Here is a 20,835-nt window from a genome sequence, read left to right as displayed (position 1 = left end):
TTTATTGGCTCAACTTTGTGCATATTGTTTCTATGTTGAGGATTATCAGTATGTGATTGAGGTATAAGTTAGAAATTACTGTTCATTTCGATTTGAACGCGTTATAACTAATTATTATATCGCTCGTCCGAGTGGCCAATAAATTATCTCATGAACAAGTAAGGGATTACGATGAAACTGCAGCAGCTGAAGTATATTGTTGAGGTTGTAAACCATAATCTGAATGTATCCGCAACGGCAGAAAGCTTGTATACCTCTCAGCCAGGTATCAGTAAACAGGTTCGGTTGCTGGAAGATGAGTTAGGCATTCAGATTTTTGAACGTAGCGGTAAGCACTTAACACAGGTGACACCTGCTGGTGAAGAAATTGTACGTATTTCCCAAGAGATTCTGGCTCGCGTAGAAAGTATCAAAGCTGTAGCAGGGGAGCACACCCACCCAGAAATGGGGACACTGAATATCACTACGACACATACGCAAGCGCGTTATGCTTTGCCGGATGTCATCAAAGGTTTCACTTCTCGCTACCCAAAAGTGTCATTACACATGCATCAAGGTACGCCGTCACAAATGTCTGAGGCGATTGCCAAAGGTACGGCGAACTTTGCGATTGCGACAGAAGCGCTTCACTTATATCAAGATGCCATCATGCTGCCTTGTTATCATTGGAACCGTTCAATTGTCGTGCCTAAAGATCATCCATTAGCGAAGAAAGACAAAGTAACGATCAGCGATCTTGCCGCTTATCCATTGGTCACTTATGTGTTTGGTTTTACGGGCCGTTCAGAGTTAGATACCGCATTTAATCGTGAAGGTTTAACCCCGAGAGTGGTATTCACTGCAACTGATGCGGATGTTATTAAAACGTATGTTCGCATGGGTATTGGTGTCGGCGTAATTGCTAGCATGGCTGTGGATGAAGAGCAGGACAGCGATTTAGTCGCAATAGATGCGAGCCATTTATTCGGGGCTAGTACGACAAGTATTGGTTTCCGTCGCGGTACATTCCTGCGCTCATACATGTTCGATTTTATGGAACGCTTTGCTCCTCATTTAACTCGCCCAGTGGTAGAGCAGGCGATTTCGTTGAAATCTAATGCAGAAATCGAAGAGATGTTTAAAGACATCGAGCTCCCGGTGAGATAACACTTCATTGATGCTTCGATTCCCTCTACAATGCGCTCGTTGTAGGGGGAGCTATGAAAACGCAATTTCAATTTATTAATGACTGTTTATTGGAAAACGAATCGCTATGGCGGTTTGAACCATTTAAAAGTAGCATCCACATCTCATTACCTTGGCAAGAGCAACACCCTCAGTTGTGCCAGTGGTTAGTGTCTCTTTCTCCCTCTCAAATCGAAGAGTATAAAGCGGAACCTGAACTCGCCTTAAAAGCGATAAGCGCGTTCGTGCCTCAACTCGAACAACTCGCTTATCACACGCGTTTAGAGTCTTTAACCTTAAATGGTTTGGCACTTGCTCGTGGTTTAGACAACGGCATTCCCGGACGTAAGCTGGAGCAAATCAGCTCGATGGGTGAAGCTGCAATTCAACAACACTGTGGCGAAGAATGGTTAGAGTGGTGTTCAGGGAAAGGTTATTTAGGACGAATCCTGGCAACACAAACCGATCAGCCTGTGACCAGTTTCGAATATCAACAAGCACTGTGTGATTCGGGGCAACAAGCTGCGAATGAACACCATTGGAAAATGACGTTTATTCAAGGTGACGCGTTCGATAGCAAAGCAAAAGCGGTATTCAAGCCAACGCAACACGCGGTGGCACTGCATGCGTGTGGCGACCTCCATGTTCGTCTAATGCAGTACGGCAGTGAGAATGGGATTGCTGCGATGACCATCTCACCTTGTTGTTATCACTTGATTCAGTCGGAACAATACCAGCCGATGTCGAAACCGGGGAGGGTTTCTTCTCTCTCATTGTCTAAGCAAGAACTGCGTATCCCGTTACAGCAAACTGTGACAGGGGGAGAGCGTGTACGTCGCCATCGTCAGCAGGAAATGGTGTTTCGTCTTGGCTTCGATTTGATTACTCGACGAGCGTTAGGCATGGCAGAGTACCAACCTGTCCCCAGTATTCGTAAGTCGCAATTAAGTGAAGGCTTTGAATCTTTGTGTCGCTGGGCGGCGGAGCAGAAAGGTATCGTTCTTTCTCAAGAAATCGATTTCGATCATTTTGAAAAGTTAAGCGAACAACGTTTCTGGCAAATGGAGAGAATGAGCTTAGTGCAACTGGTTTTTCAACGTCCATTGGAGATCTGGCTCGCATTGGACAAAGCACTTTATCTTGAAGAACGTGGTTATCGTGTTAGATTGTCAGAGTTTTGCCCTAAATCAGTTACACCTAGAAATATTTTAATTTGCGCATATAAGAATTAGTTATTTTTTATAGCTAAACGCTCTATATGAAAAAGCCCACTTATACGTGGGCTTTTGTAAACAAAACGTGACAAATTGTGTTTTATTTTTTGTGTTTTATTTTGTCATTAATTGAACATAGCGATAGCTTGAGTTGGTTCAACGTATTCCAAGTCAAAGCTTTCTGCTACTTCTTTACATGTTACTTTTCCGTGAATAACGTTTAGACCTTCAAGGAAGCCTTTGTCTTCTAGAAGTGCCTCACGGTAGCCTTTGTTTGCGAGTTTCACAATGTAAGGGAGTGTTGCATTGTTCAATGCGAAAGTTGAAGTACGTGCAACCGCACCAGGCATATTTGCTACGCAGTAGTGAACCACTTCATCCACGATGTAAGTTGGATCTGCGTGGGTTGTTGCGTGAGATGTCTCGAAACAGCCACCTTGGTCAATAGCCACGTCAACCACTGCCGCACCAGGTTTCATCTTAGCAATGTGCTCTTTTGTTACCAGCTTGGGCGCTGCTGCTCCAGGAATTAGAACTGCACCGATAACAAGGTCAGCTTCTAGAACATGCTTCTCGATAGCGTCTTCAGTAGAATAAACCACTTTAGCGCGACCTTGGAATTCTTCGTCAAGCTTACGAAGTGTATCTACGTTGCGGTCTAGAATGGTTACGTCAGCGCGAAGACCAACAGCCATACGAGCTGCGTTTGCACCAACAACACCACCACCAACGATGACGACTTTCGCTGGCTCAACACCAGGTACGCCACCTAGTAGCAGACCACGACCGCCGTGTGATTTTTCCAATGTTTGCGCGCCAGCTTGGATAGACATCCGACCTGCCACTTCTGACATTGGTGCTAACAGTGGCAAACGACCCATATTATCTGTTACAGTCTCATAGGCTATACAGACAGCTTTGCTCTTGATTAGCTCATCAGTTTGTGGAAAATCTGGTGCTAGGTGTAAATAAGTAAATAAAATTTGCCCTTCGCGGAGCATTGCTCTCTCTACTGCTTGGGGTTCTTTTACTTTTACAATCATGTCTGCTTGCGCGAATACGTCTGCAGCATGAGGGAGAATGGATGCGCCGACAGCGATGTAATCATCGTCTGAAAAACCAATGCCGGCACCTGCATTGGTCTCAACTAAAACTTGGTGACCATGTGAGATGAGTTCTCTCACGCTTGCTGGGATCATACCAACACGATATTCGTGGTTCTTGATTTCCTTAGGTACGCCAATGATCATCCTGTATCCTCTTTCTATAATGGTTGTATTAACTGTTTGTAGGGTGTTATTGTCGAATTAATAACTAGTATAGTTATAGATTTGTAAAATTTGGCACCAAATATTAAAAAGTTGTAGTATATTTTTTTGCAAGGAAGTAATAAGGTGGAATAAAAAATGGCAGACAACTATAAAAAGCCGTCCAAGGAACTAGACCGTATCGACCGCAACATTCTTAATGAACTGCAGAAAGACGGTCGTATTTCAAACGTTGAGCTTTCAAAACGTGTGGGACTTTCTCCAACGCCATGTTTGGAGCGTGTACGTCGCTTAGAGCGTCAGGGTTACATCACAGGATACACTGCATTATTGAATCCGCAGTTCCTGGATGCGTCACTATTAGTATTCGTTGAGATTACACTAAACCGTGGTGCGCCGGATGTATTTGAGCAGTTTAACTCAGCTGTTCAAAAGCTAGACGACATACAAGAGTGTCATCTTGTATCAGGTGACTTTGACTATCTTCTTAAAACCCGTGTATCAGATATGGGTGCTTACCGCCGACTATTGGGCGATACGTTACTACGCCTACCTGGCGTAAATGACACTCGCACATACGTTGTAATGGAAGAAGTGAAACAATCTAACCAGCTTGTGATCAAAACTCGTTAATTTCTTGCAAAGAAAGCGGTATATGCTTCCGCTTTCGCCAGAGAGTAATTGGGTTTTTCTCTTTGATATGGTTAAATCAATTTACCGAGCGGCTTGATGCCGCTCGGAATGTTTTGCAATTTCCTATTTCATTTCCATATTCAAGTTGATTTATGTTCAAAGAGAACGCAAAGAAAGTCGAAACCATTATCAAAACCAGTGAAGAGCCCCAGTCTTCACGCTTAAATGGCTTCCAACGCTTAAAAGAGTGCTGCTTTATCGTTGGCGTTCTTAGCTCGGTATTGCTTGCGGTTGCACTATTTACCTTCAGTCCGGCCGATCCTTCCTGGTCCCAAACCGCATGGGGAGGGGAGATCGACAATGCTGGTGGCCTTTTCGGCGCTTGGCTTGCGGACACACTATTCTTCACATTTGGCTCTCTCGCTTATCCAATCCCTTTCTTGCTAGCTGCGGCTGCATGGGTGATTTGCCGTAAACGAGGAGAAGATGAGCCAATTGATTTCATGTTATGGGGTACGAGGTTACTCGGCCTTGTCGTCCTTATAATGACTAGCTGTGGTCTAGCCGATATTAATTTTGATGATATTTGGTATTTCTCGTCCGGTGGGGTCGTCGGAGATGTGTTGTCTAGCCTAGCTTTACCTACATTGAATGTACTTGGCACGACATTGGTACTGCTGTTCTTATGGGGAGCGGGTTTTACTCTCTTTACTGGCATCTCATGGCTTAACATCGTTGAGTGGCTTGGAGATCGTGCATTAGCGCTAATTGCGGCGCTTGCAAATAAGATAAGAGGCTCTGAGCAAGAAGTTTTAGAACCTCAGCTAGATGAGTTCGTGGAAGATAAAGTCTCTACGCCTAGACATAACGTAGACCATGACATTGATGATGAGCCGCTTCCTCATTTAACGGCGTTCGATGTCGATGAGCCGAAAGAATCGGCGCCTGCACATGAGTATCCTATTTATATGCCGCAAGCTAAACCTGAGAAGCCAGCGGAACAAATGATGGTGGAACCAACGCCACCACAATGCAAGGCTACGGTTAATGCTGCGCCAGTTTATGCTCAACCTGAGCACCAAACGCAACCTGTCCATGCGGTGAATACTGATAACGTTGATCCGCTTCTGGAGCGTACCAAGCAGCTGAATGTCACGATAGAAGAGCTTGAAGCTGCAGCGCAACAAGCAGATGACTGGGGAACTGAAGAACAGGTAGCCCCATCATTTGCAGACACTTACTCTTCCTATGTAGAGCAACATACAGCTACAGAAGAACCGAACAGTGTTGAACCAGATTATGCGGAGTACGAACAATTTGAAGCAGAGCAAGTACAGCAGCCAAGTATTGAGCATCCTGTGCATGAAGAGCCTGTAATTGATTCCGCTGCGCTAGATAGCATCACGGAGCAAACAGAATCGAGTCAACACATTGAACCTACGATCTCTGATTTTGACGTGTTAGACGATGAAGACGAAGTGGAGTCACAGTCTGTACAACAAGTACAGCCAGCTCCAGCAACACCTCATCAGCAAGTGGCAACACCTTCAACAACATTTGAACCTGCACTTCAAAAAGCGGAGGTTGAAGAGGTTCAAGACGGCGACGAAGATGTAGCGGCATTCCAAGACATGGTGTCTAGTGCGCAAGCCAAAGTAGCAGCGACACAGAACCCATTTTTGGTACAGAAAGAAGAAAACTTGCCTGTTCCAGAAGAACCACTTCCAACGCTCGAGTTGCTTTACCATCCAGAAAAACGCGAAAACTTTATCGACCGTGATGCGCTAGAGCAGGTCGCTCGATTGGTTGAGAGCAAGCTAGCGGACTACAAAATTAAAGCCGACGTGGTGGGGATTTATCCTGGTCCAGTGATCACTCGTTTTGAGCTTGATTTGGCGCCGGGGGTAAAAGTAAGCCGTATTTCTGGTCTTTCAACTGACTTAGCGCGTGCATTGTCTGCAATGGCTGTACGTGTTGTAGAAGTAATCCCTGGCAAGCCTTACATCGGTTTGGAACTGCCAAACATGAGCCGTCAGACGGTCTATTTATCTGATGTAATCAGTAGTCCTCAGTTTGAGCAAGCAACGTCACCCACAACGGTTGTGTTAGGTCAAGACATTGCGGGCGAAGCTGTTGTGGCCGATCTTGCGAAGATGCCTCACGTGCTAGTAGCAGGTACAACTGGTTCTGGTAAGTCGGTGGGTGTGAACGTGATGATTTTGAGCATGCTATATAAAGCAGGTCCAGAAGATGTGCGCTTCATCATGATTGACCCGAAAATGCTAGAGCTTTCTATTTACGAAGGTATCCCTCATCTTCTTTCTGAAGTTGTGACTGATATGAAAGACGCATCAAACGCTCTACGTTGGTGTGTGGGTGAGATGGAACGTCGTTATAAATTGATGTCGGCATTGGGCGTTCGTAATGTGAAAGGCTTTAACGAGAAGTTGAAGATGGCGGCAGAAGCGGGTCACCCAATTCATGATCCATTCTGGCAAGAAGGCGACAGTATGGATACGGAACCGCCATTGTTAGAAAAACTGCCTTACATCGTTGTTGTTGTCGATGAATTTGCTGACCTGATGATGGTGGTTGGTAAGAAGGTAGAAGAACTGATTGCACGCTTGGCACAAAAGGCGCGTGCGGCAGGTATTCATTTAATTCTTGCGACTCAGCGTCCATCGGTGGATGTTATCACTGGTCTGATTAAAGCGAATATTCCAACTCGTGTTGCGTTTACGGTATCGACTAAAACAGACTCCCGTACGATTCTAGACCAAGGTGGTGCAGAATCACTGCTTGGTATGGGTGATATGTTGTACTTACCACCAGGCTCAAGCCATACGACTCGTGTCCACGGTGCATTTGCATCAGATGATGATGTTCATGCTGTTGTAAACAACTGGAAAGCGCGTGGTAAACCGAACTACATTGAAGAGATCATCAGCGGAGATCAAAGTCCAGAAAGCTTATTGCCAGGTGAGCAAATGGAAGCGGATGAAGATGTGGATCCACTCTTCGATCAAGTCGTTGAGCACGTAGTTCAGTCACGTCGAGGCTCTGTTTCTGGTGTACAGCGTCGATTTAAGATCGGTTACAACCGTGCCGCCCGTATTGTTGAGCAACTCGAAGCGCAAGGTATCGTGAGTGCACCGGGTCACAACGGTAACCGCGAAGTTTTAGCTCCTGCGCCGCCAAAAGATTAATGAACTTGTTTTACTCACTTCAGTCCAACTGAGGTGAGTAACTTTAGGTCTTTGACCCTCTGATAGGTATCTGAATGAAAAAACGATTTTCAGCGAAACTTTTCTCAGCGCTAGTTTTAAGCGTTTCTTTCTTCTCAGCTGCGAATGCAGCATCTCCCAAAGATGAACTCAATAAACGTCTCGCAATGAACGAGGGCTTCAGTGCCGATTTCTCCCAGCAAGTGATCAGCCCTGAAGGTGAAACGGTAATGGAAGGTGAGGGCACGGTTGAAATCGCTCGTCCAAGTTTGTTCCGTTGGAGTACAACATTCCCTGATGAGAACCTACTGGTTTCTGACGGTAAGACATTGTGGTACTACAGCCCATTCATCGAGCAAGTGAGCATCTACTGGCAAGAGCAAGCAACAGAGCAAACTCCGTTTGTTTTGCTAACGCGTAACCGAGCAAGTGATTGGAATAACTACAAAATATCTCAAAAAGGTGACCAGTTCACTCTCATTCCTACCGCAGTAGACTCCACACAAGGTCAATTCCAGATTAATATTGATGCAAAAGGCGTAGTGAAAGGCTTTAACGTCATTGAGCAAGATGGTCAGAAAGGGCTGTTTACTTTTAGTAATGTTAAGCTTGGTAAACCAAAGGTAGACAGATTTACATTCACAATTCCAGATGGCGTGGAAGTGGATGACCAAAGGAATTAATTGGTAGTGAGTAATTACACGTTAGATTTCTCAGGGGACGAAGATTTTCGTCCCCTTGCTGCTCGTATGAGACCACAAACTATCGAACAGTATATTGGACAGCAGCATATTTTAGGTCCGGGTAAACCCCTACGCCGAGCGCTAGAGGCCGGACACATTCACTCGATGATTTTGTGGGGACCACCTGGCACAGGTAAAACGACATTAGCGGAAGTGGCAGCAAACTATGCCAACGCCGAAGTTGAGCGTGTATCTGCGGTGACGTCTGGCGTTAAAGAGATCCGGGCTGCGATCGACAAAGCGCGTGAGAACAAAATGGCAGGTCGCCGCACTATCTTATTCGTGGATGAGGTGCATCGCTTTAACAAATCGCAGCAAGATGCGTTTTTACCGCATATTGAAGACGGTACGGTTACGTTTATCGGTGCGACCACAGAGAACCCTTCGTTTGAGTTAAACAACGCATTACTCTCGCGTGCTCGCGTTTACAAGTTGACTTCTCTTGGCCAGAGCGAAATATCGCTGGCGCTTGATCAAGCGATTAACGACAAAGAGCGCGGCTTGGGTAATACACCAGCACATTTCGCCGACAACGTTCTAGATCGCTTAGCAGAGCTAGTGAACGGCGATGCTCGCATGTCTCTTAACTACCTTGAGCTGCTATACGATATGGCAGAAGACAATGCGCAAGGTGAAAAAGAAATCACGCTTAAGTTGCTTGCGGAAGTGGCGGGAGAAAAGGTCTCTCGCTTCGATAACAAAGGTGATATCTGGTACGACTTAATCTCTGCGGTTCACAAATCTATTCGTGGATCAAACCCAGATGCCGCTTTGTATTGGGCTGCTCGTATGATAGCTGCAGGTTGTGATCCACTTTACATTGCCCGTCGATTACTTGCGATAGCATCGGAAGATGTCGGCAATGCGGACCCTAGAGCCATGCAAGTTGCACTCTCCGCGTGGGACTGTTTTACACGCGTTGGTCCAGCAGAAGGTGAGCGTGCGATTGCTCAAGCTATTGTTTATCTCGCGTGCGCTCCAAAGAGTAATGCGGTTTACGTTGCTTGGAAACAAGCGCTCACAGATGCTCATAACTTACCTGAATATGAAGTGCCGCATCACCTTCGAAATGCCCCCACCAGTTTGATGAAAGACATGGGTTATGGCGCAGAATATCGATATGCTCACGATGAGCCGGGTGCCTATGCAGCCGGTGAGCAATATTTGCCACCAGAAATGGCGGATCGTAAGTACTATCAGCCAACAAATCGCGGTCTAGAAACCAAAATCGGCGAAAAGTTAGATTACTTGGCTAAATTAGACGCAAATAGCCAACAAAAGCGCTATGAAAAGTAGGCGTTTTTGGATACATTTGTTCAGTAAATTTTTTTAACGCGTACGCTTGGAAAGTGCGCGTGATTTCACAACAAAAAGCATAGGATTAACAATGCTGGATTCTAAATTACTTCGTACAGAGCTGGATGAAACAGCTGCTAAACTGGCGCGTCGTGGCTTTAAGCTAGACGTAGAGACTATTCGTAAACTTGAAGAACAACGTAAGTCCATTCAAGTAGAAGTAGAAAATTTACAATCCACGCGTAACTCCATCTCCAAACAAATCGGCCAAAAAATGGCGGCTGGCGACAAAGAAGGCGCAGAAGAGATCAAGAAACAAATCGGTACTCTAGGTAGCGATCTTGATGCGAAGAAAGTTGAACTTGAGCAAGTAATGGCTCAACTAGACGAATTCACGCTTTCTGTACCAAACATCCCGGCAGATGAAGTGCCAGATGGCAAAGACGAGAACGACAACGTTGAAATCTCTCGTTGGGGTGAACCAAAGGCTTACGACTTCGAACTGAAAGATCACGTTGACCTAGGTGAAATGGGTGGCGGTCTAGACTTCGCAAGTGCAGTTAAGATCACTGGTGCACGTTTCATCGTGATGAAAGGCCAATTTGCTCGTCTACACCGTGCAATCGCTCAGTTCATGCTAGATCTTCACACAGAAGAACACGGCTACACAGAAATGTACGTACCTTACCTAGTAAACTCTGACAGCCTATTCGGTACTGGTCAGCTTCCTAAGTTCGGTAAAGACCTTTTCCACACAGAGCCTCTAGCGGAAAAAGTAAACGACGAAGAACCACGTAAACTGTCGCTAATTCCTACGGCAGAAGTACCTGTAACGAACCTAGTTCGTGACACGATTTCTGACGAAGCGGATCTACCAATTAAGATGACAGCTCACACGCCATGTTTCCGCTCAGAAGCGGGTTCTTACGGTCGTGATACTCGTGGTCTGATTCGTATGCACCAGTTCGACAAAGTTGAGCTAGTACAAATCACTAAGCCAGAAGATTCAATGAACGCGCTAGAAGAGCTAACTGGTCACGCCGAGAAAGTTCTACAACTTCTAGAGCTTCCTTACCGTAAAGTGGTTCTATGTACAGGTGACATGGGCTTCGGCGCTCGTAAGACTTACGACCTAGAAGTTTGGGTTCCAGCTCAAGAAACTTACCGTGAGATCTCTTCATGTTCTAACATGTGGGACTTCCAAGCTCGTCGTATGCAAGCGCGTTTCCGTCGTAAAGGCGAGAAGAAACCTGAGCTTGTACACACGCTAAACGGTTCTGGTCTAGCTGTAGGTCGTACCATGGTTGCTATCCTAGAAAACAACCAAGAAGCAGACGGTCGCATTGCAATCCCTGCAGTACTTCAGAAGTACATGGGCGGCGCAACGCACATCGGTTAGTGCATTAGCCACTAGAACACCAAAACCCAGCCATAGTGCTGGGTTTTTTGTTATTTGCGTCGAGTGAAAATACGTTGTTATGTAATTAGCACACGCAATAGTGAAGAGCTCGCCCAGAATCTGGCAGTACGAGACAAATGATATTTTTCTAAACGGTTTTTCACGTGACAAGCTAATGGCATCATTTGCCCTTGTTGTTAAACGTTATGCCAGTAAATCATCTTTCATTGCTTGTTATTTTTGCGCTTACTTTGCTCGTTAGTAAGAGTGTTATCGCAAGTGAACTTATTCAGCCTCAATACTTAGATAGTGAGCGAACCGATCGCTTTTTCGCGCGCGAAATAGCGCAACCTTCCAAAGAAAATATGCAACTTCGTAACTCACTCGATTGGGGCTATGAACTTGAATTGAAACGTGCATCTGATGAAGAAAAACTAGTATCTAATTGCCAAGACTTAGCTACGGCAAACTCTACGGGCTTTACTGCGGCAAAAGCCTATGAATACGGCGCGTTTAAAGCATATTTAACTCAGTGCCAAACATGGAGTGAGATGGCAAAGTTAGCTGCCTCTAAGCGCTCATTTATATCAGACTTTAAGTTAGACGATACCTTTCCTAATTTCGCTCCAAGTGCACTTGCTTTTGTTATTTCTGACGAAAGTGCAGAGAAAGCAACGACACTATCAACGTGGGATGAAGCAGACCATATCCAAAGAACTCAGGTCATCAGTGAAGTCAGAGCAGAGTATTACGATTCGACTGATGGCTTTCAGGTTATTACCGTTACCGCAAAAGGTGATTACAACGCTGACGGCATCGAGGATATCGTTATTGAGAAAGAGAATAGTGTACTCAGTGGCTCGTATTCATCTTCACACGGCTATGTATTAACCCGTATGTCTGAACAAGCGCTATTTACAGTGTTGGCTGAATGGTAATGAAACGATTGGCAGTCACTTTGGGTTTAAGTGTGGCGATGATGAGCACGTTTGCTGTTGCTAACACCTCGCCCAGAAAAGTCTTTGAATGCTCAGTGAACCAAACTATGAACTTTAGTATTTTTATAGAGCAAGGCAAAGGTGGGCTTATCTTTAATGAGTCCATTGAGAATCAAAGCTCTGTTTTACAGCGGATAAAACCTCAAGATTATCGTATCAAACATTACCATCGAGCGTTGGTCGATGAGAAGTCTTTGGAATTTAGTATTGGTGAGCGCGTCATATTAGTCAGTGAGTACTTTAGCGAGGAGTTTGGTGAGGTAGAGAAGATACTCAGTGTTACTTTGAGAGAGCCTGAGCAAACGCAGTACTTTGAATGTGAGGAAGGGAGTATGAGTAACCTTGCATTGCTTTTCCATGAGAGTGCCGAATAATCGATTACAGAATAATTATTACCAAAACGTAATAGTGTTTTCGAATTTACCCTAATTATCTTGTTATTTGTAATCGATATAATCATCCACCTTACCACGGTAAGTAGATTTTCTCATTCAAGTAACGAGGAGGGCTTATGGCCGTAGGGTGGGCAAACGACGATAGCGTCAGCCAACAAATTCAAAACACAATAGACGACGAGATTTCCCGTGTTCGTGGCAGTATCACAGAGGGTGAGAGCGCCCATTACTGCGATGAGTGTGGTGATGAGATTCCGGAAGCGCGTCGTCTTGCAATGAAAGGCGTTCGTTTGTGTATCGAATGCCAGTCAACAATCGAATTGACATCTCAACGCCAAGTATTATTCAATCGACGCGCGAGTAAAGACAGTCAACTTCGATAGCTTTGCTTTTCTTGTAAATAAAGAGACGGTTTGAGTTGAACTATGAAGCGAAGCAGTCGTTACGTTGCAACGCTGCATCAATCGCATTCACTAGCTTCTCAATTTCGTCTGGTTTGCTGATAAACGGTGGCATCATATAAATCAGCTTGCCAAATGGGCGAATCCAAACTCCGTGTTCAACAAACAAGGCTTGGATGGTTTCCATATTCACTGGACGATGCGTTTCCACAACGCCAATGGCACCTAACCAACGGGTGTTTTTCACCAAGTCGTATTTTTCAAGTTTTGGCAGTAGTTCAGAAAACAGCGTTTCAATTTGCTGGGTTTGCTGCTGCCAGTTGCCTTGTTCTATCAATTCTAAACTTGCGGTGGCAACGGCGCAGGCGAGCGGGTTACCCATAAAGGTTGGACCATGCATGAAACAACCAGCATCACCACCACAAACAATATCCGCGACGTGTTTGCTCGCTAGGGTTGCAGAGAGCGTCATGTAGCCGCCAGTGAGTGCTTTCCCGACACACAAAATGTCTGGCTGGATATCTGCGTGTTCGCAAGCAAACAGTTTACCGGTACGCCCAAATCCGGTTGCGATTTCATCTGCAATCAATAACAAGCCGTATTTGTCGCAAAGCCTACGCACGCCTTTGAGAAATTCTGGATGATAGATACGCATGCCACCTGCGCCTTGAACGATAGGCTCTAGGATCACTGCAGCGAGTTCTTGATGATGTGTTTCAATCTTGTGCTCAAAGTCAGCAAGATCTTCAGATTTCCACTCATCCCAAAAGCCACAAGTTGGTGACTCCGCAAAGATATGCTCAGGCAAAAAGCCTTTGTAGAGAGAGTGCATTGAGTTATCAGGATCGGTAACCGACATGGCCGCAAACGTATCGCCGTGATAACCGTGTCGCAAAGTAAGAAACTTCGGTCGGCGTTCGCCTTTTGCATGCCAATATTGCAGTGCCATTTTTAAGCTGACTTCTACGGCAACGGAACCTGAATCGGCAAGGAATACATGTTCAAGATTACTTGGTGCTAAGGACAGCAACTTCTTACACAAATTGATTGCTGGCTGATGGGTAATCCCGCCAAACATCACATGAGAGACCTGATCGATTTGCTGGTGAGCCGCTTGATTTAAGTGCGGATGATTATAGCCGTGGATTGTCGACCACCAAGAAGACATGCCATCGACAAGCTCAGTACCGTCTTCCAATTTAATGTGAACACCACTTGCTGATTCTACTGGGTAGCAGGTCAGAGGTGTTAATGTCGAAGTGTAAGGATGCCAGATATGCTGGCGGTCGAAGGCGAGATCCATGTGCGATTCCAATAATAATTAAGATTAAAAAATAAACAGGTGTAAACTTTGTTGTTTTATGTTGTGTTGACAGTTTATCGAGACTCAGTAGACTGTCAACACAACAACAAAAGTGACTAAAGGAATACACGTGGAAGTTCGTCATAACTGGACGCATGCTGAAGTGCGCGATCTCATGGAAAAACCATTCATGGATCTCCTATTCGAAGCGCAGCTTGTACATCGTCAATATCAACAAACCAACCATGTTCAAGTAAGCACGCTTCTGTCGATTAAGACAGGTGCTTGTCCAGAAGATTGTAAGTACTGTCCTCAGAGTGCTCGTTACACCACAGACATCGAAAAAGAGCGTCTGATGGAAGTAGAACGCGTACTCGATGCTGCGCAAAAAGCCAAAAATGCTGGTTCTACTCGATTCTGTATGGGGGCAGCATGGAAAAACCCGAAAGAGCGTGACATGCCGCATTTGACCGACATGATCAAAGGCGTGAAGGGCATGGGTTTAGAAACGTGTATGACATTGGGCATGTTGACGCCAGATCAAGCAAAGCAATTGGCAACCGCTGGTCTGGATTACTACAACCACAACCTAGATACCTCACCTGAGTTTTACGGCAACATCATTACCACACGTACCTACCAAGACCGTTTAGATACGCTTTCTCACGTTCGTGATGCTGGTATGAAGATTTGTTCCGGTGGCATCATCGGCATGGGTGAGAGTGCCAATGACCGAGCTGGTTTGTTGGTTGAACTGGCTAACTTGCCGGTACACCCTGAAAGCGTGCCAATCAACATGCTGGTTAAGGTGAAGGGTACACCATTAGAAGAAGTGGACGACGTTGAGCCGTTCGACTTTATTCGTCTGATTGCAATAGCACGAATCATGATGCCTCAATCAGCCGTTCGTTTATCCGCTGGCCGTGAAAACATGAACGAACAAATGCAAGCGCTATGTTTTATGGCGGGTGCAAACTCCGTCTTCTATGGCTGCAAACTTCTGACGACACCAAATCCTTCTGAAGATAAGGACATGATGCTGTTTAATAAGCTTGGCATTAACAGACAAGAAGTGTCTCAAAAACCTGATGAAATCGAAGAAAACGAGTTGCTGGATCGCGTCGTAGAGCGCGTTGCTGCTCGTCCGACAAAAGACGACCTTTTCTACGATGCCAGCGTTTAAATCTCGTATCGAGTCCGCCCTTGCCGATCGTAAAGCGCAGGGGCTGAATCGTTCTATGAATGTGGTGTTTTCCGGCAACCAATCGATTTTGGAATACGAAGGCAGACGCTACATCAACTTCTCAAGTAATGATTATTTAGGCTTGGCCAATGACCAAGCGCTCGTTCGTGCTTGGCAGCAAGGCTTGAGTGTATACGGCAGTGGCAGTGGTGCATCTCCAATGGTTACAGGTTTTAGTGCCGCGCACAGCAATTTAGAAGCGGCACTAACAGAATGGTTGAGTTACGAAAGGGCAGTCCTGTTTGGCTCTGGATTCAGTGCTAACCAAGCTTTGTTATTCACCTTGCTAGAAAAATCAGACGTATTGATCCAAGACCGTTTGAACCATGCCTCACTAATGGAAGCGGGGATGTTGTCACCAGTTAAGATGAAGCGTTTCAAGCACAATGACATCGAGCACCTAAAGTCGCTGCTGAATAGCGAAGACAATCACTTAGTCGTGACTGAAGGGGTGTTCAGCATGGACGGTGACTGTGCCCCACTTGCTGATATCGCTGACGTCACCGGTAATCATTATGCATGGCTTGCTGTAGACGACGCTCATGGTATCGGTGTTCTAGGGGAATCTGGCGGTGGCTCATGTGAATTAGCGGCGGTTAAGCCTGAGATACTGATCGTTACTTTCGGCAAAGCGTTTGGTATGTCTGGCGCGGCTATTTTATGTGACCACGCAACGGGGCACTTTTTAACTCAGTTTGCTCGTCACCATGTGTATTCCACGGCGATGCCTCCGGCACAAGCCTATGCGCTCACGCATGCTGTCTCGATGGTTCAAGAGCAGTCTTGGCGACGTGAAAAGCTCACAGAGTTAAGTGAAGTGTATCGAGATAGCCTCAACGACGTTGAGGGCTTTGTTGAGACTCAAACTTCGATTAAGCCGTTTGTGATTGGTGAATCTGATTTGGCTTTGCGAGTAGCAGGTGCTTGTCGCCAAAACGGTATTTGGGTTACTGCTATTCGTCCTCCAACAGTTCCGAAAGGGACGTCTCGTCTTCGAATCACACTCACTGCTAATCACACTAACGAACAAGTTAAAACGCTTTCAATGGCATTGAAGCAAGCATTAGGAACGCAGTAATGGATAATGCAGAGCAAATGAAGTTGGATTGCTTACTGCCTAATAAACAAGCGATCGCTGCTTCCTTTAGTAAAGCAGCTAACACGTACGACAAACATGCCGCTTTCCAGCGTGATGTCGGCCATCGCTTACTAGACAAACTTCCGAATGACTTAACTCATAAACGTGTTTTGGATTTAGGATGTGGTACGGGCTATTTTTCTCAACTTCTTCAAGAGCGTGGCGCTGAAGTGTTTTGTGTGGACATCTCTCAAGAGATGTTAAGCAAAGCTATGGTGCGCTGTGGCCATGAACGAATGAATTATGTGCTAGCCGACGCAGAAAACTTGCCTTTCGACGATACAAGCTTCGACTACGTATTCTCTAGCTTGGCTTTGCAATGGTGTGCCGATTTAAGTTATCCCCTGAGAGAAGTTCGTCGTGTACTAAAAGCTAATGGGAAGGCGGCTTTTTCTACCCTAGCTGAAGGGTCACTGTGCGAGTTGCGAGCATCATGGAAAAAAATTGATGCATATCAACACGTCAATAACTTTCTATCGCTCAATCAGGTAAAAATTGCGTTAGCGCAATCTCGATGTGACAACCATCAACTAGACTTGACCACCATCACAGTTTGGTACGACTCAGCATTTTCAGTTATGCGTGACCTCAAAGGTATAGGTGCAAATCACGTAAGCGGGCGCTCACATGGTTTAACCAGTCGAGAGACTTTGTTGCAAGTTGAGCATGAGTACCAAGCGTTTAAAAATGATCAAGGTCTTCTACCTGCAAGTTATCAGGTTTGTTTTGGAGTAATACATCTATGATTGATGCTTTTTTTATTGCTGGTACGGATACTGATGTAGGAAAAACGGTAGCGTCTAAAGCCATTTTGCAAGCGTTGGCAGCAAAAGGACTAAACACTATTGGTTATAAACCAGTGGCAGCAGGGAGTGATAAGACTGAAGCTGGATGGCGTAACTCTGACGCCTTACATTTACAAGCGGCCGCGACACTTGATGTCGCTTATGATGATGTGAATCCATACGCTTTAGAATTGCCTGCTTCTCCTCACATCGCGGCAAAACATGAACATGTCGAAATAAAATACGAACTCCTCAGTGAAAAGCTGGCTCAACACAAGCAGCAAGCTGATGTCGTTCTCGTTGAGGGCGCTGGTGGTTGGCGTGTGCCTGTGTCAGATACCGACTGTTTATCTACTTGGGTACAAGCAGAGCAGTTACCCGTGGTCTTGGTGGTTGGTATTAAATTAGGTTGTTTGAGCCATGCTTTACTCACGGCAGAAAGTATTAAAGCAGATGGCTTGAATCTTGTTGGTTGGGTGGCAAACCGAGTGAACCCTGGCACCGAGCACTATGCTGATATTATCGAGATGCTTGAAGCGCGTATTGGTGCGCCTAAGCTTGGCGAAATCCCATACATTCCAAGTGCTAAGCGCAAAGAGCTAGGCAAGTACATTAATGTCGAGCCTTTGCTAAATACTGACTGATTGTGTTTAAAATACTAAAAACCAAAGGGCTGCGTAATGCAGCCCTTTTTTTATTGGTGTAATCTATAACATCAGATTACTTATCTTGGCTAAGCCCCATCAATGCTTGCTGAGTTTCTGCAACACGCTGAGACATATGATGATCGGTTGAAATACCAAGTTGTTGCTTCGCCTCATCCTCTGAGATGCCTAGATGACAACGTAGTAAATCAATAGCCATTTGATAGTCGTTAGTTTCTACCATGGTTTTTCCCTCAATACATGGAAGTTTTGAGCTCACCTAATGCACCTTTTCATGTACTTAGAGTGGCTCTGTTTTGTTCATCTCACTTGAATCTAGCATGTCCATGTCGCCGCACAATAAGACCAAAGTCTATAGCGGGGCTAACATACTGTTTTTGGTCTAGTAAAATATTTCTAGCTAAGTTACCCAGAGGTGATAGATTTAACATCAAGGTCATCCATTGATAGATGAGGTGCGATTCAAAGTGCTTTTTATCACGGTAAGGAATGAATATGAATGGAGGTAATGGCTTTTATCAGAATGTGCCTAGAAATCGCTTGAGCATGATCTTTCAGTCTCGAAAACAAATGTTGCAATTTATTGCTTAACCTTGTTTTTATCGCGGATAGACTATATCTATAACGCACGGAGCATGAAACTTAGCGGAATTGGCTTTTACAGCGATTACCACCTGTTCCTTATAACAATCCGTTTTAAAAAAACGATAAGCTTCCTCGGAGAAAAGTAATGAAGCGAATTATGTTATTCCTAGCAACTAACCTAGCTGTCGTGCTAGTGCTTAGTGTTGTTCTGAATATTGTTTACGCTACCACTGGAATGCAACCTGGCAGTCTTTCTGGTTTGCTAGTTATGGCCGCCATATTTGGTTTTGGTGGTGCACTTATTTCGTTGATGATGTCAAAGGGCATGGCACTGCGCTCGGTTGGCGGTATGGTCATTGAAAGTCCGCGTAACGAGACTGAGCATTGGTTAGTCGAAACTGTGGGTCGTCAAGCTCAGCAAGCGGGTATTGGTATGCCAACGGTGGCTATTTATGACTCACCAGATATCAATGCATTCGCGACGGGGGCAAAGCGAGATGACTCTCTTGTCGCGGTTTCCACTGGCCTTTTACACAATATGACTCGTGATGAAGCAGAAGCGGTACTGGCCCACGAAGTGAGCCATATTGCAAATGGTGACATGGTCACGATGACATTGATGCAAGGCGTTGTGAACACGTTTGTTATCTTCCTATCCCGTTTTATCGCCAATATTGTGGCATCGAACGATGATGAAGAAGGTCAAGGTACAAACATGATGGTTTACTTCGGTGTATCTATGGTGCTTGAGCTAGTGTTTGGTTTCTTGGCAAGCTTTATTACCATGTGGTACAGCCGTCATCGCGAATTCCATGCCGACGCAGGTGCTGCTCACTTAGTTGGTAAAGAGAAAATGATCGCGGCATTGGAACGTTTGAAGATGAGTCACGAATCTCAACTTGATGGCACAATGATGGCATTCGGTATCAATGGCAAGCAGTCATTGACTGAGCTACTGATGAGCCACCCTCCGCTAGATAAACGTATTGCAGCGTTACGTAGTCAGCAATACTAGTTGTAAAAAACTGACAGCGCACACGAAAGTAATCGTTAATTTCCTGAAAAGGCTTGGTTTTGACCAAGCCTTTTTTTGATCGATTGATCGCTTGCGAGATTCATCACGTATCTACCTACAGAAACAAAGTTATACAAAATAATTTTTGTACAACTTTTAAAGAATGAACTATCTTGTACATATAATAATTTTGTACAACTTGATGGGCATGTAGGAGTAAACACATGGACATACAGTCTGTTGGCAATATCTATCAAAAGCTGAATAAAGCGAACTTACATCTGCTTAAAGACGTATATCACCAAGATGTCGTCTTTGAAGATGCTGCCCATCGTTTAGAGGGGTGGCCTGCACTTTCAGATTACTTCACATCATTATATGCCAACGTCATAAGCTGTGACTTTGTTATCCACGAACATCAACAAGTCGGAGATACTGGCTTCCTAACGTGGACCATGGATCTTCAGCATCCCAAACTTCAGAAAGGTGCACCTATCCTCGTTAATGGTGTGTCGCATCTTAAATTCAGCGAAGGCCAAGTTATTTATCACCGAGATTACTTTGATCTCGGAGAAATGCTTTACGAAAACTTACCTTTACTTGGCTCAGTTGTAAAAACCATCAAGCAGAGGTTAGGACAATGAACAATACTATCTTAATCACTGGCGCTACCTCCGGAATAGGGAAGCAACTGGCTTTAGATTACGCGAACTCTGATTGGAGTGTTATTGCTTGTGGGCGAAACAAAGACGTTCTTGCTGAATTGGGGGCTGCTTCTTCTAATATCCATACATTGCGGTTTGACGTGACAAACCATGAACAAACTCAGCAGGCGCTGTCCAGTTTGCCTTTCACACCGAGTACCTGGGTTTTTAATGCTGGGGATTGTGAGTATATGGACAACGGTGTGGTTGACGCGAAACTCATGGCGCGTGTGATGAATGTAAACGTCGTTGGTGTTGCCAACTGCGTAGAAGGTTGCCAACCACACTTAGATAAAGGGCATCGCATCGTTATCGTGGGTTCTATTGCTTCAGAAGTCGCGTTGCCAAAGGCTGAAGCCTACGGCGCTTCTAAGGCCGCTGTGAGCTACTTTGCTCGCACATTAGCTGTTGATTTGAAGAAGAAGGGCATTCAAGTGGTGACCGTGTTCCCAGGCTTTGTGGAAACCCCGTTAACTGACAAAAATGACTTCGAAATGCCGATGATTATTTCTACGCAGCAAGCCTCGAACTCTATCAGAAAACAGTTGGCTGCCAACAAGACTCACATCTATTTCCCCGCGAGGTTTACCAGTATTTTACGTTTTATCTCGTTACTTCCATACAGTTGGCAAGCTCGCCTAACTGCTAAACTCGTGTCATAA

The 20,835-nt window shown here is 45.2% G+C and carries 20 protein-coding genes; 17 read left to right on the top strand and 3 right to left on the bottom strand.

Features of this window, described 5'->3' with window-relative positions:
- Positions 1-171: 171 nt before the first annotated feature.
- Both cysB and CBX98_RS02505 read left to right on the top strand, forming a co-directional pair.
- Positions 172-1,146, top strand: a complete 975-nt coding sequence (gene cysB / locus CBX98_RS02510; protein WP_006742885.1) for an HTH-type transcriptional regulator CysB — start codon at positions 172-174, stop codon at positions 1,144-1,146.
- 53 nt (positions 1,147-1,199) lie between these two features.
- Positions 1,200-2,396: a methyltransferase gene (locus tag CBX98_RS02505; protein WP_104971490.1), complete on the top strand. Its 1,197-nt coding sequence runs from the start codon at positions 1,200-1,202 to the stop codon at positions 2,394-2,396.
- A gap of 107 nt (positions 2,397-2,503) precedes the next feature.
- Here CBX98_RS02505 and ald read toward each other — a convergent pair whose 3' ends face one another.
- On the bottom strand, positions 2,504-3,628 hold the full coding sequence (ald, locus tag CBX98_RS02500; RefSeq protein ID WP_005378241.1) for an alanine dehydrogenase: 1,125 nt from the start codon (positions 3,626-3,628) through the stop codon (positions 2,504-2,506).
- Positions 3,629-3,784: 156 nt separating this feature from the next.
- Here ald and lrp point away from each other — a divergent pair, with 156 nt between their 5' ends.
- The 8 genes from lrp (at position 3,785) to CBX98_RS02460 (ending at position 12,717) form a co-directional block, all read left to right on the top strand.
- On the top strand, positions 3,785-4,279 hold the full coding sequence (gene lrp / locus CBX98_RS02495; RefSeq protein ID WP_005378234.1) for a leucine-responsive transcriptional regulator Lrp: 495 nt from the start codon (positions 3,785-3,787) through the stop codon (positions 4,277-4,279).
- Positions 4,280-4,431: 152 nt separating this feature from the next.
- On the top strand, positions 4,432-7,485 hold the full coding sequence (locus CBX98_RS02490; protein ID WP_109168502.1) for a DNA translocase FtsK 4TM domain-containing protein: 3,054 nt from the start codon (positions 4,432-4,434) through the stop codon (positions 7,483-7,485).
- A gap of 74 nt (positions 7,486-7,559) precedes the next feature.
- On the top strand, positions 7,560-8,186 hold the full coding sequence (gene lolA, locus CBX98_RS02485; RefSeq protein ID WP_109168501.1) for an outer membrane lipoprotein chaperone LolA: 627 nt from the start codon (positions 7,560-7,562) through the stop codon (positions 8,184-8,186).
- Positions 8,187-9,542 (top strand): replication-associated recombination protein A, encoded by a 1,356-nt coding sequence (locus CBX98_RS02480; RefSeq protein WP_277949503.1) that lies wholly within the window; start codon positions 8,187-8,189, stop codon positions 9,540-9,542.
- Positions 9,543-9,633: 91 nt separating this feature from the next.
- The gene (gene serS, locus CBX98_RS02475; protein ID WP_109168500.1) at positions 9,634-10,941 is read left to right on the top strand and encodes a serine--tRNA ligase; all 1,308 of its coding nucleotides are present in this window, start codon (positions 9,634-9,636) and stop codon (positions 10,939-10,941) included.
- A 206-nt stretch (positions 10,942-11,147) separates the two neighbouring features.
- Positions 11,148-11,879, top strand: a complete 732-nt coding sequence (locus CBX98_RS02470; RefSeq protein WP_085343595.1) for an ATPase — start codon at positions 11,148-11,150, stop codon at positions 11,877-11,879.
- Positions 11,873-12,313, top strand: a complete 441-nt coding sequence (locus tag CBX98_RS02465) for a hypothetical protein (protein ID WP_109168499.1) — start codon at positions 11,873-11,875, stop codon at positions 12,311-12,313. The genes CBX98_RS02470 and CBX98_RS02465 overlap by 7 nt, the downstream gene beginning before the upstream one ends.
- A gap of 137 nt (positions 12,314-12,450) precedes the next feature.
- Positions 12,451-12,717 carry a DksA/TraR family C4-type zinc finger protein gene (locus tag CBX98_RS02460; protein ID WP_109168498.1) on the top strand — a complete coding sequence of 89 codons (267 nt, stop codon included), beginning with the start codon at positions 12,451-12,453 and terminating at the stop codon, positions 12,715-12,717.
- 40 nt (positions 12,718-12,757) lie between these two features.
- On the opposite strand, the gene bioA is transcribed toward CBX98_RS02460, so the two are convergent.
- A complete protein-coding gene (gene bioA, locus CBX98_RS02455; protein ID WP_109168497.1) occupies positions 12,758-14,038 on the bottom strand; it encodes an adenosylmethionine--8-amino-7-oxononanoate transaminase in 1,281 nt (426 codons plus the stop codon).
- Positions 14,039-14,168: 130 nt separating this feature from the next.
- On the opposite strand from bioA, the gene bioB reads away from it, so the two are divergent.
- From bioB to bioD, 4 genes are read left to right on the top strand one after another with little or no spacing between them, the layout of a single operon-like run.
- The gene (gene bioB, locus CBX98_RS02450) at positions 14,169-15,221 is read left to right on the top strand and encodes a biotin synthase BioB (RefSeq protein WP_047008583.1); all 1,053 of its coding nucleotides are present in this window, start codon (positions 14,169-14,171) and stop codon (positions 15,219-15,221) included.
- Positions 15,208-16,359 carry an 8-amino-7-oxononanoate synthase gene (bioF, locus tag CBX98_RS02445; protein WP_172605910.1) on the top strand — a complete coding sequence of 384 codons (1,152 nt, stop codon included), beginning with the start codon at positions 15,208-15,210 and terminating at the stop codon, positions 16,357-16,359. Before bioB ends, bioF begins: the two co-directional genes overlap by 14 nt.
- Complete coding sequence (gene bioC, locus CBX98_RS02440) at positions 16,359-17,165, top strand: malonyl-ACP O-methyltransferase BioC (RefSeq protein ID WP_046874764.1); 807 nt, start codon at positions 16,359-16,361, stop codon at positions 17,163-17,165. Before bioF ends, bioC begins: the two co-directional genes overlap by 1 nt.
- Positions 17,162-17,848, top strand: coding sequence for a dethiobiotin synthase (gene bioD, locus CBX98_RS02435; RefSeq protein ID WP_005390831.1), 687 nt, complete (start codon positions 17,162-17,164; stop codon positions 17,846-17,848). Before bioC ends, bioD begins: the two co-directional genes overlap by 4 nt.
- Before the next feature lie 76 nt (positions 17,849-17,924).
- Here bioD and CBX98_RS02430 read toward each other — a convergent pair whose 3' ends face one another.
- On the bottom strand, positions 17,925-18,128 hold the full coding sequence (locus tag CBX98_RS02430) for a hypothetical protein (protein WP_162860661.1): 204 nt from the start codon (positions 18,126-18,128) through the stop codon (positions 17,925-17,927).
- Between the two features lie 471 nt (positions 18,129-18,599).
- On the opposite strand from CBX98_RS02430, the gene htpX reads away from it, so the two are divergent.
- The 3 genes from htpX (at position 18,600) to CBX98_RS02415 (ending at position 20,835) form a co-directional block, all read left to right on the top strand.
- The gene (htpX, locus tag CBX98_RS02425; RefSeq protein WP_005390832.1) at positions 18,600-19,469 is read left to right on the top strand and encodes a protease HtpX; all 870 of its coding nucleotides are present in this window, start codon (positions 18,600-18,602) and stop codon (positions 19,467-19,469) included.
- Positions 19,470-19,693: 224 nt separating this feature from the next.
- Positions 19,694-20,113: a nuclear transport factor 2 family protein gene (locus tag CBX98_RS02420; RefSeq protein WP_005390833.1), complete on the top strand. Its 420-nt coding sequence runs from the start codon at positions 19,694-19,696 to the stop codon at positions 20,111-20,113.
- Positions 20,110-20,835 (top strand): SDR family oxidoreductase, encoded by a 726-nt coding sequence (locus CBX98_RS02415; protein ID WP_109168495.1) that lies wholly within the window; start codon positions 20,110-20,112, stop codon positions 20,833-20,835. The genes CBX98_RS02420 and CBX98_RS02415 overlap by 4 nt, the downstream gene beginning before the upstream one ends.

The organism is Vibrio sp. T9, from assembly GCF_003123985.1.
GTDB classification, from domain to species: Bacteria; Pseudomonadota; Gammaproteobacteria; order Enterobacterales; family Vibrionaceae; genus Vibrio; species Vibrio diabolicus.
Note: the sequence above shows the minus strand (reverse complement) of the source record. Positions and strands in the feature narration are given on the sequence as shown.

What these genes read in the sequence shown, in the direction of transcription:
- CBX98_RS02505 (WP_104971490.1), top strand. Translation starts at nt 1,200, where the DNA reads ATGAAAACGCAATTTCAATTTATTAATGACTGTTTATTGGAAAACGAA.
- CBX98_RS02415 (WP_109168495.1), top strand. Translation starts at nt 20,110, where the DNA reads ATGAACAATACTATCTTAATCACTGGCGCTACCTCCGGAATAGGGAAG.
- bioF (WP_172605910.1), top strand. Translation starts at nt 15,208, where the DNA reads ATGCCAGCGTTTAAATCTCGTATCGAGTCCGCCCTTGCCGATCGTAAA.
- CBX98_RS02420 (WP_005390833.1), top strand. Translation starts at nt 19,694, where the DNA reads ATGGACATACAGTCTGTTGGCAATATCTATCAAAAGCTGAATAAAGCG.
- bioD (WP_005390831.1), top strand. Translation starts at nt 17,162, where the DNA reads ATGATTGATGCTTTTTTTATTGCTGGTACGGATACTGATGTAGGAAAA.
- ald (WP_005378241.1), bottom strand. Translation starts at nt 3,628, where the DNA reads ATGATCATTGGCGTACCTAAGGAAATCAAGAACCACGAATATCGTGTT.
- CBX98_RS02470 (WP_085343595.1), top strand. Translation starts at nt 11,148, where the DNA reads ATGCCAGTAAATCATCTTTCATTGCTTGTTATTTTTGCGCTTACTTTG.
- bioA (WP_109168497.1), bottom strand. Translation starts at nt 14,038, where the DNA reads ATGGATCTCGCCTTCGACCGCCAGCATATCTGGCATCCTTACACTTCG.
- lrp (WP_005378234.1), top strand. Translation starts at nt 3,785, where the DNA reads ATGGCAGACAACTATAAAAAGCCGTCCAAGGAACTAGACCGTATCGAC.
- bioC (WP_046874764.1), top strand. Translation starts at nt 16,359, where the DNA reads ATGGATAATGCAGAGCAAATGAAGTTGGATTGCTTACTGCCTAATAAA.
- htpX (WP_005390832.1), top strand. Translation starts at nt 18,600, where the DNA reads ATGAAGCGAATTATGTTATTCCTAGCAACTAACCTAGCTGTCGTGCTA.
- CBX98_RS02465 (WP_109168499.1), top strand. Translation starts at nt 11,873, where the DNA reads ATGGTAATGAAACGATTGGCAGTCACTTTGGGTTTAAGTGTGGCGATG.
- lolA (WP_109168501.1), top strand. Translation starts at nt 7,560, where the DNA reads ATGAAAAAACGATTTTCAGCGAAACTTTTCTCAGCGCTAGTTTTAAGC.
- cysB (WP_006742885.1), top strand. Translation starts at nt 172, where the DNA reads ATGAAACTGCAGCAGCTGAAGTATATTGTTGAGGTTGTAAACCATAAT.
- CBX98_RS02460 (WP_109168498.1), top strand. Translation starts at nt 12,451, where the DNA reads ATGGCCGTAGGGTGGGCAAACGACGATAGCGTCAGCCAACAAATTCAA.
- serS (WP_109168500.1), top strand. Translation starts at nt 9,634, where the DNA reads ATGCTGGATTCTAAATTACTTCGTACAGAGCTGGATGAAACAGCTGCT.
- CBX98_RS02490 (WP_109168502.1), top strand. Translation starts at nt 4,432, where the DNA reads ATGTTCAAAGAGAACGCAAAGAAAGTCGAAACCATTATCAAAACCAGT.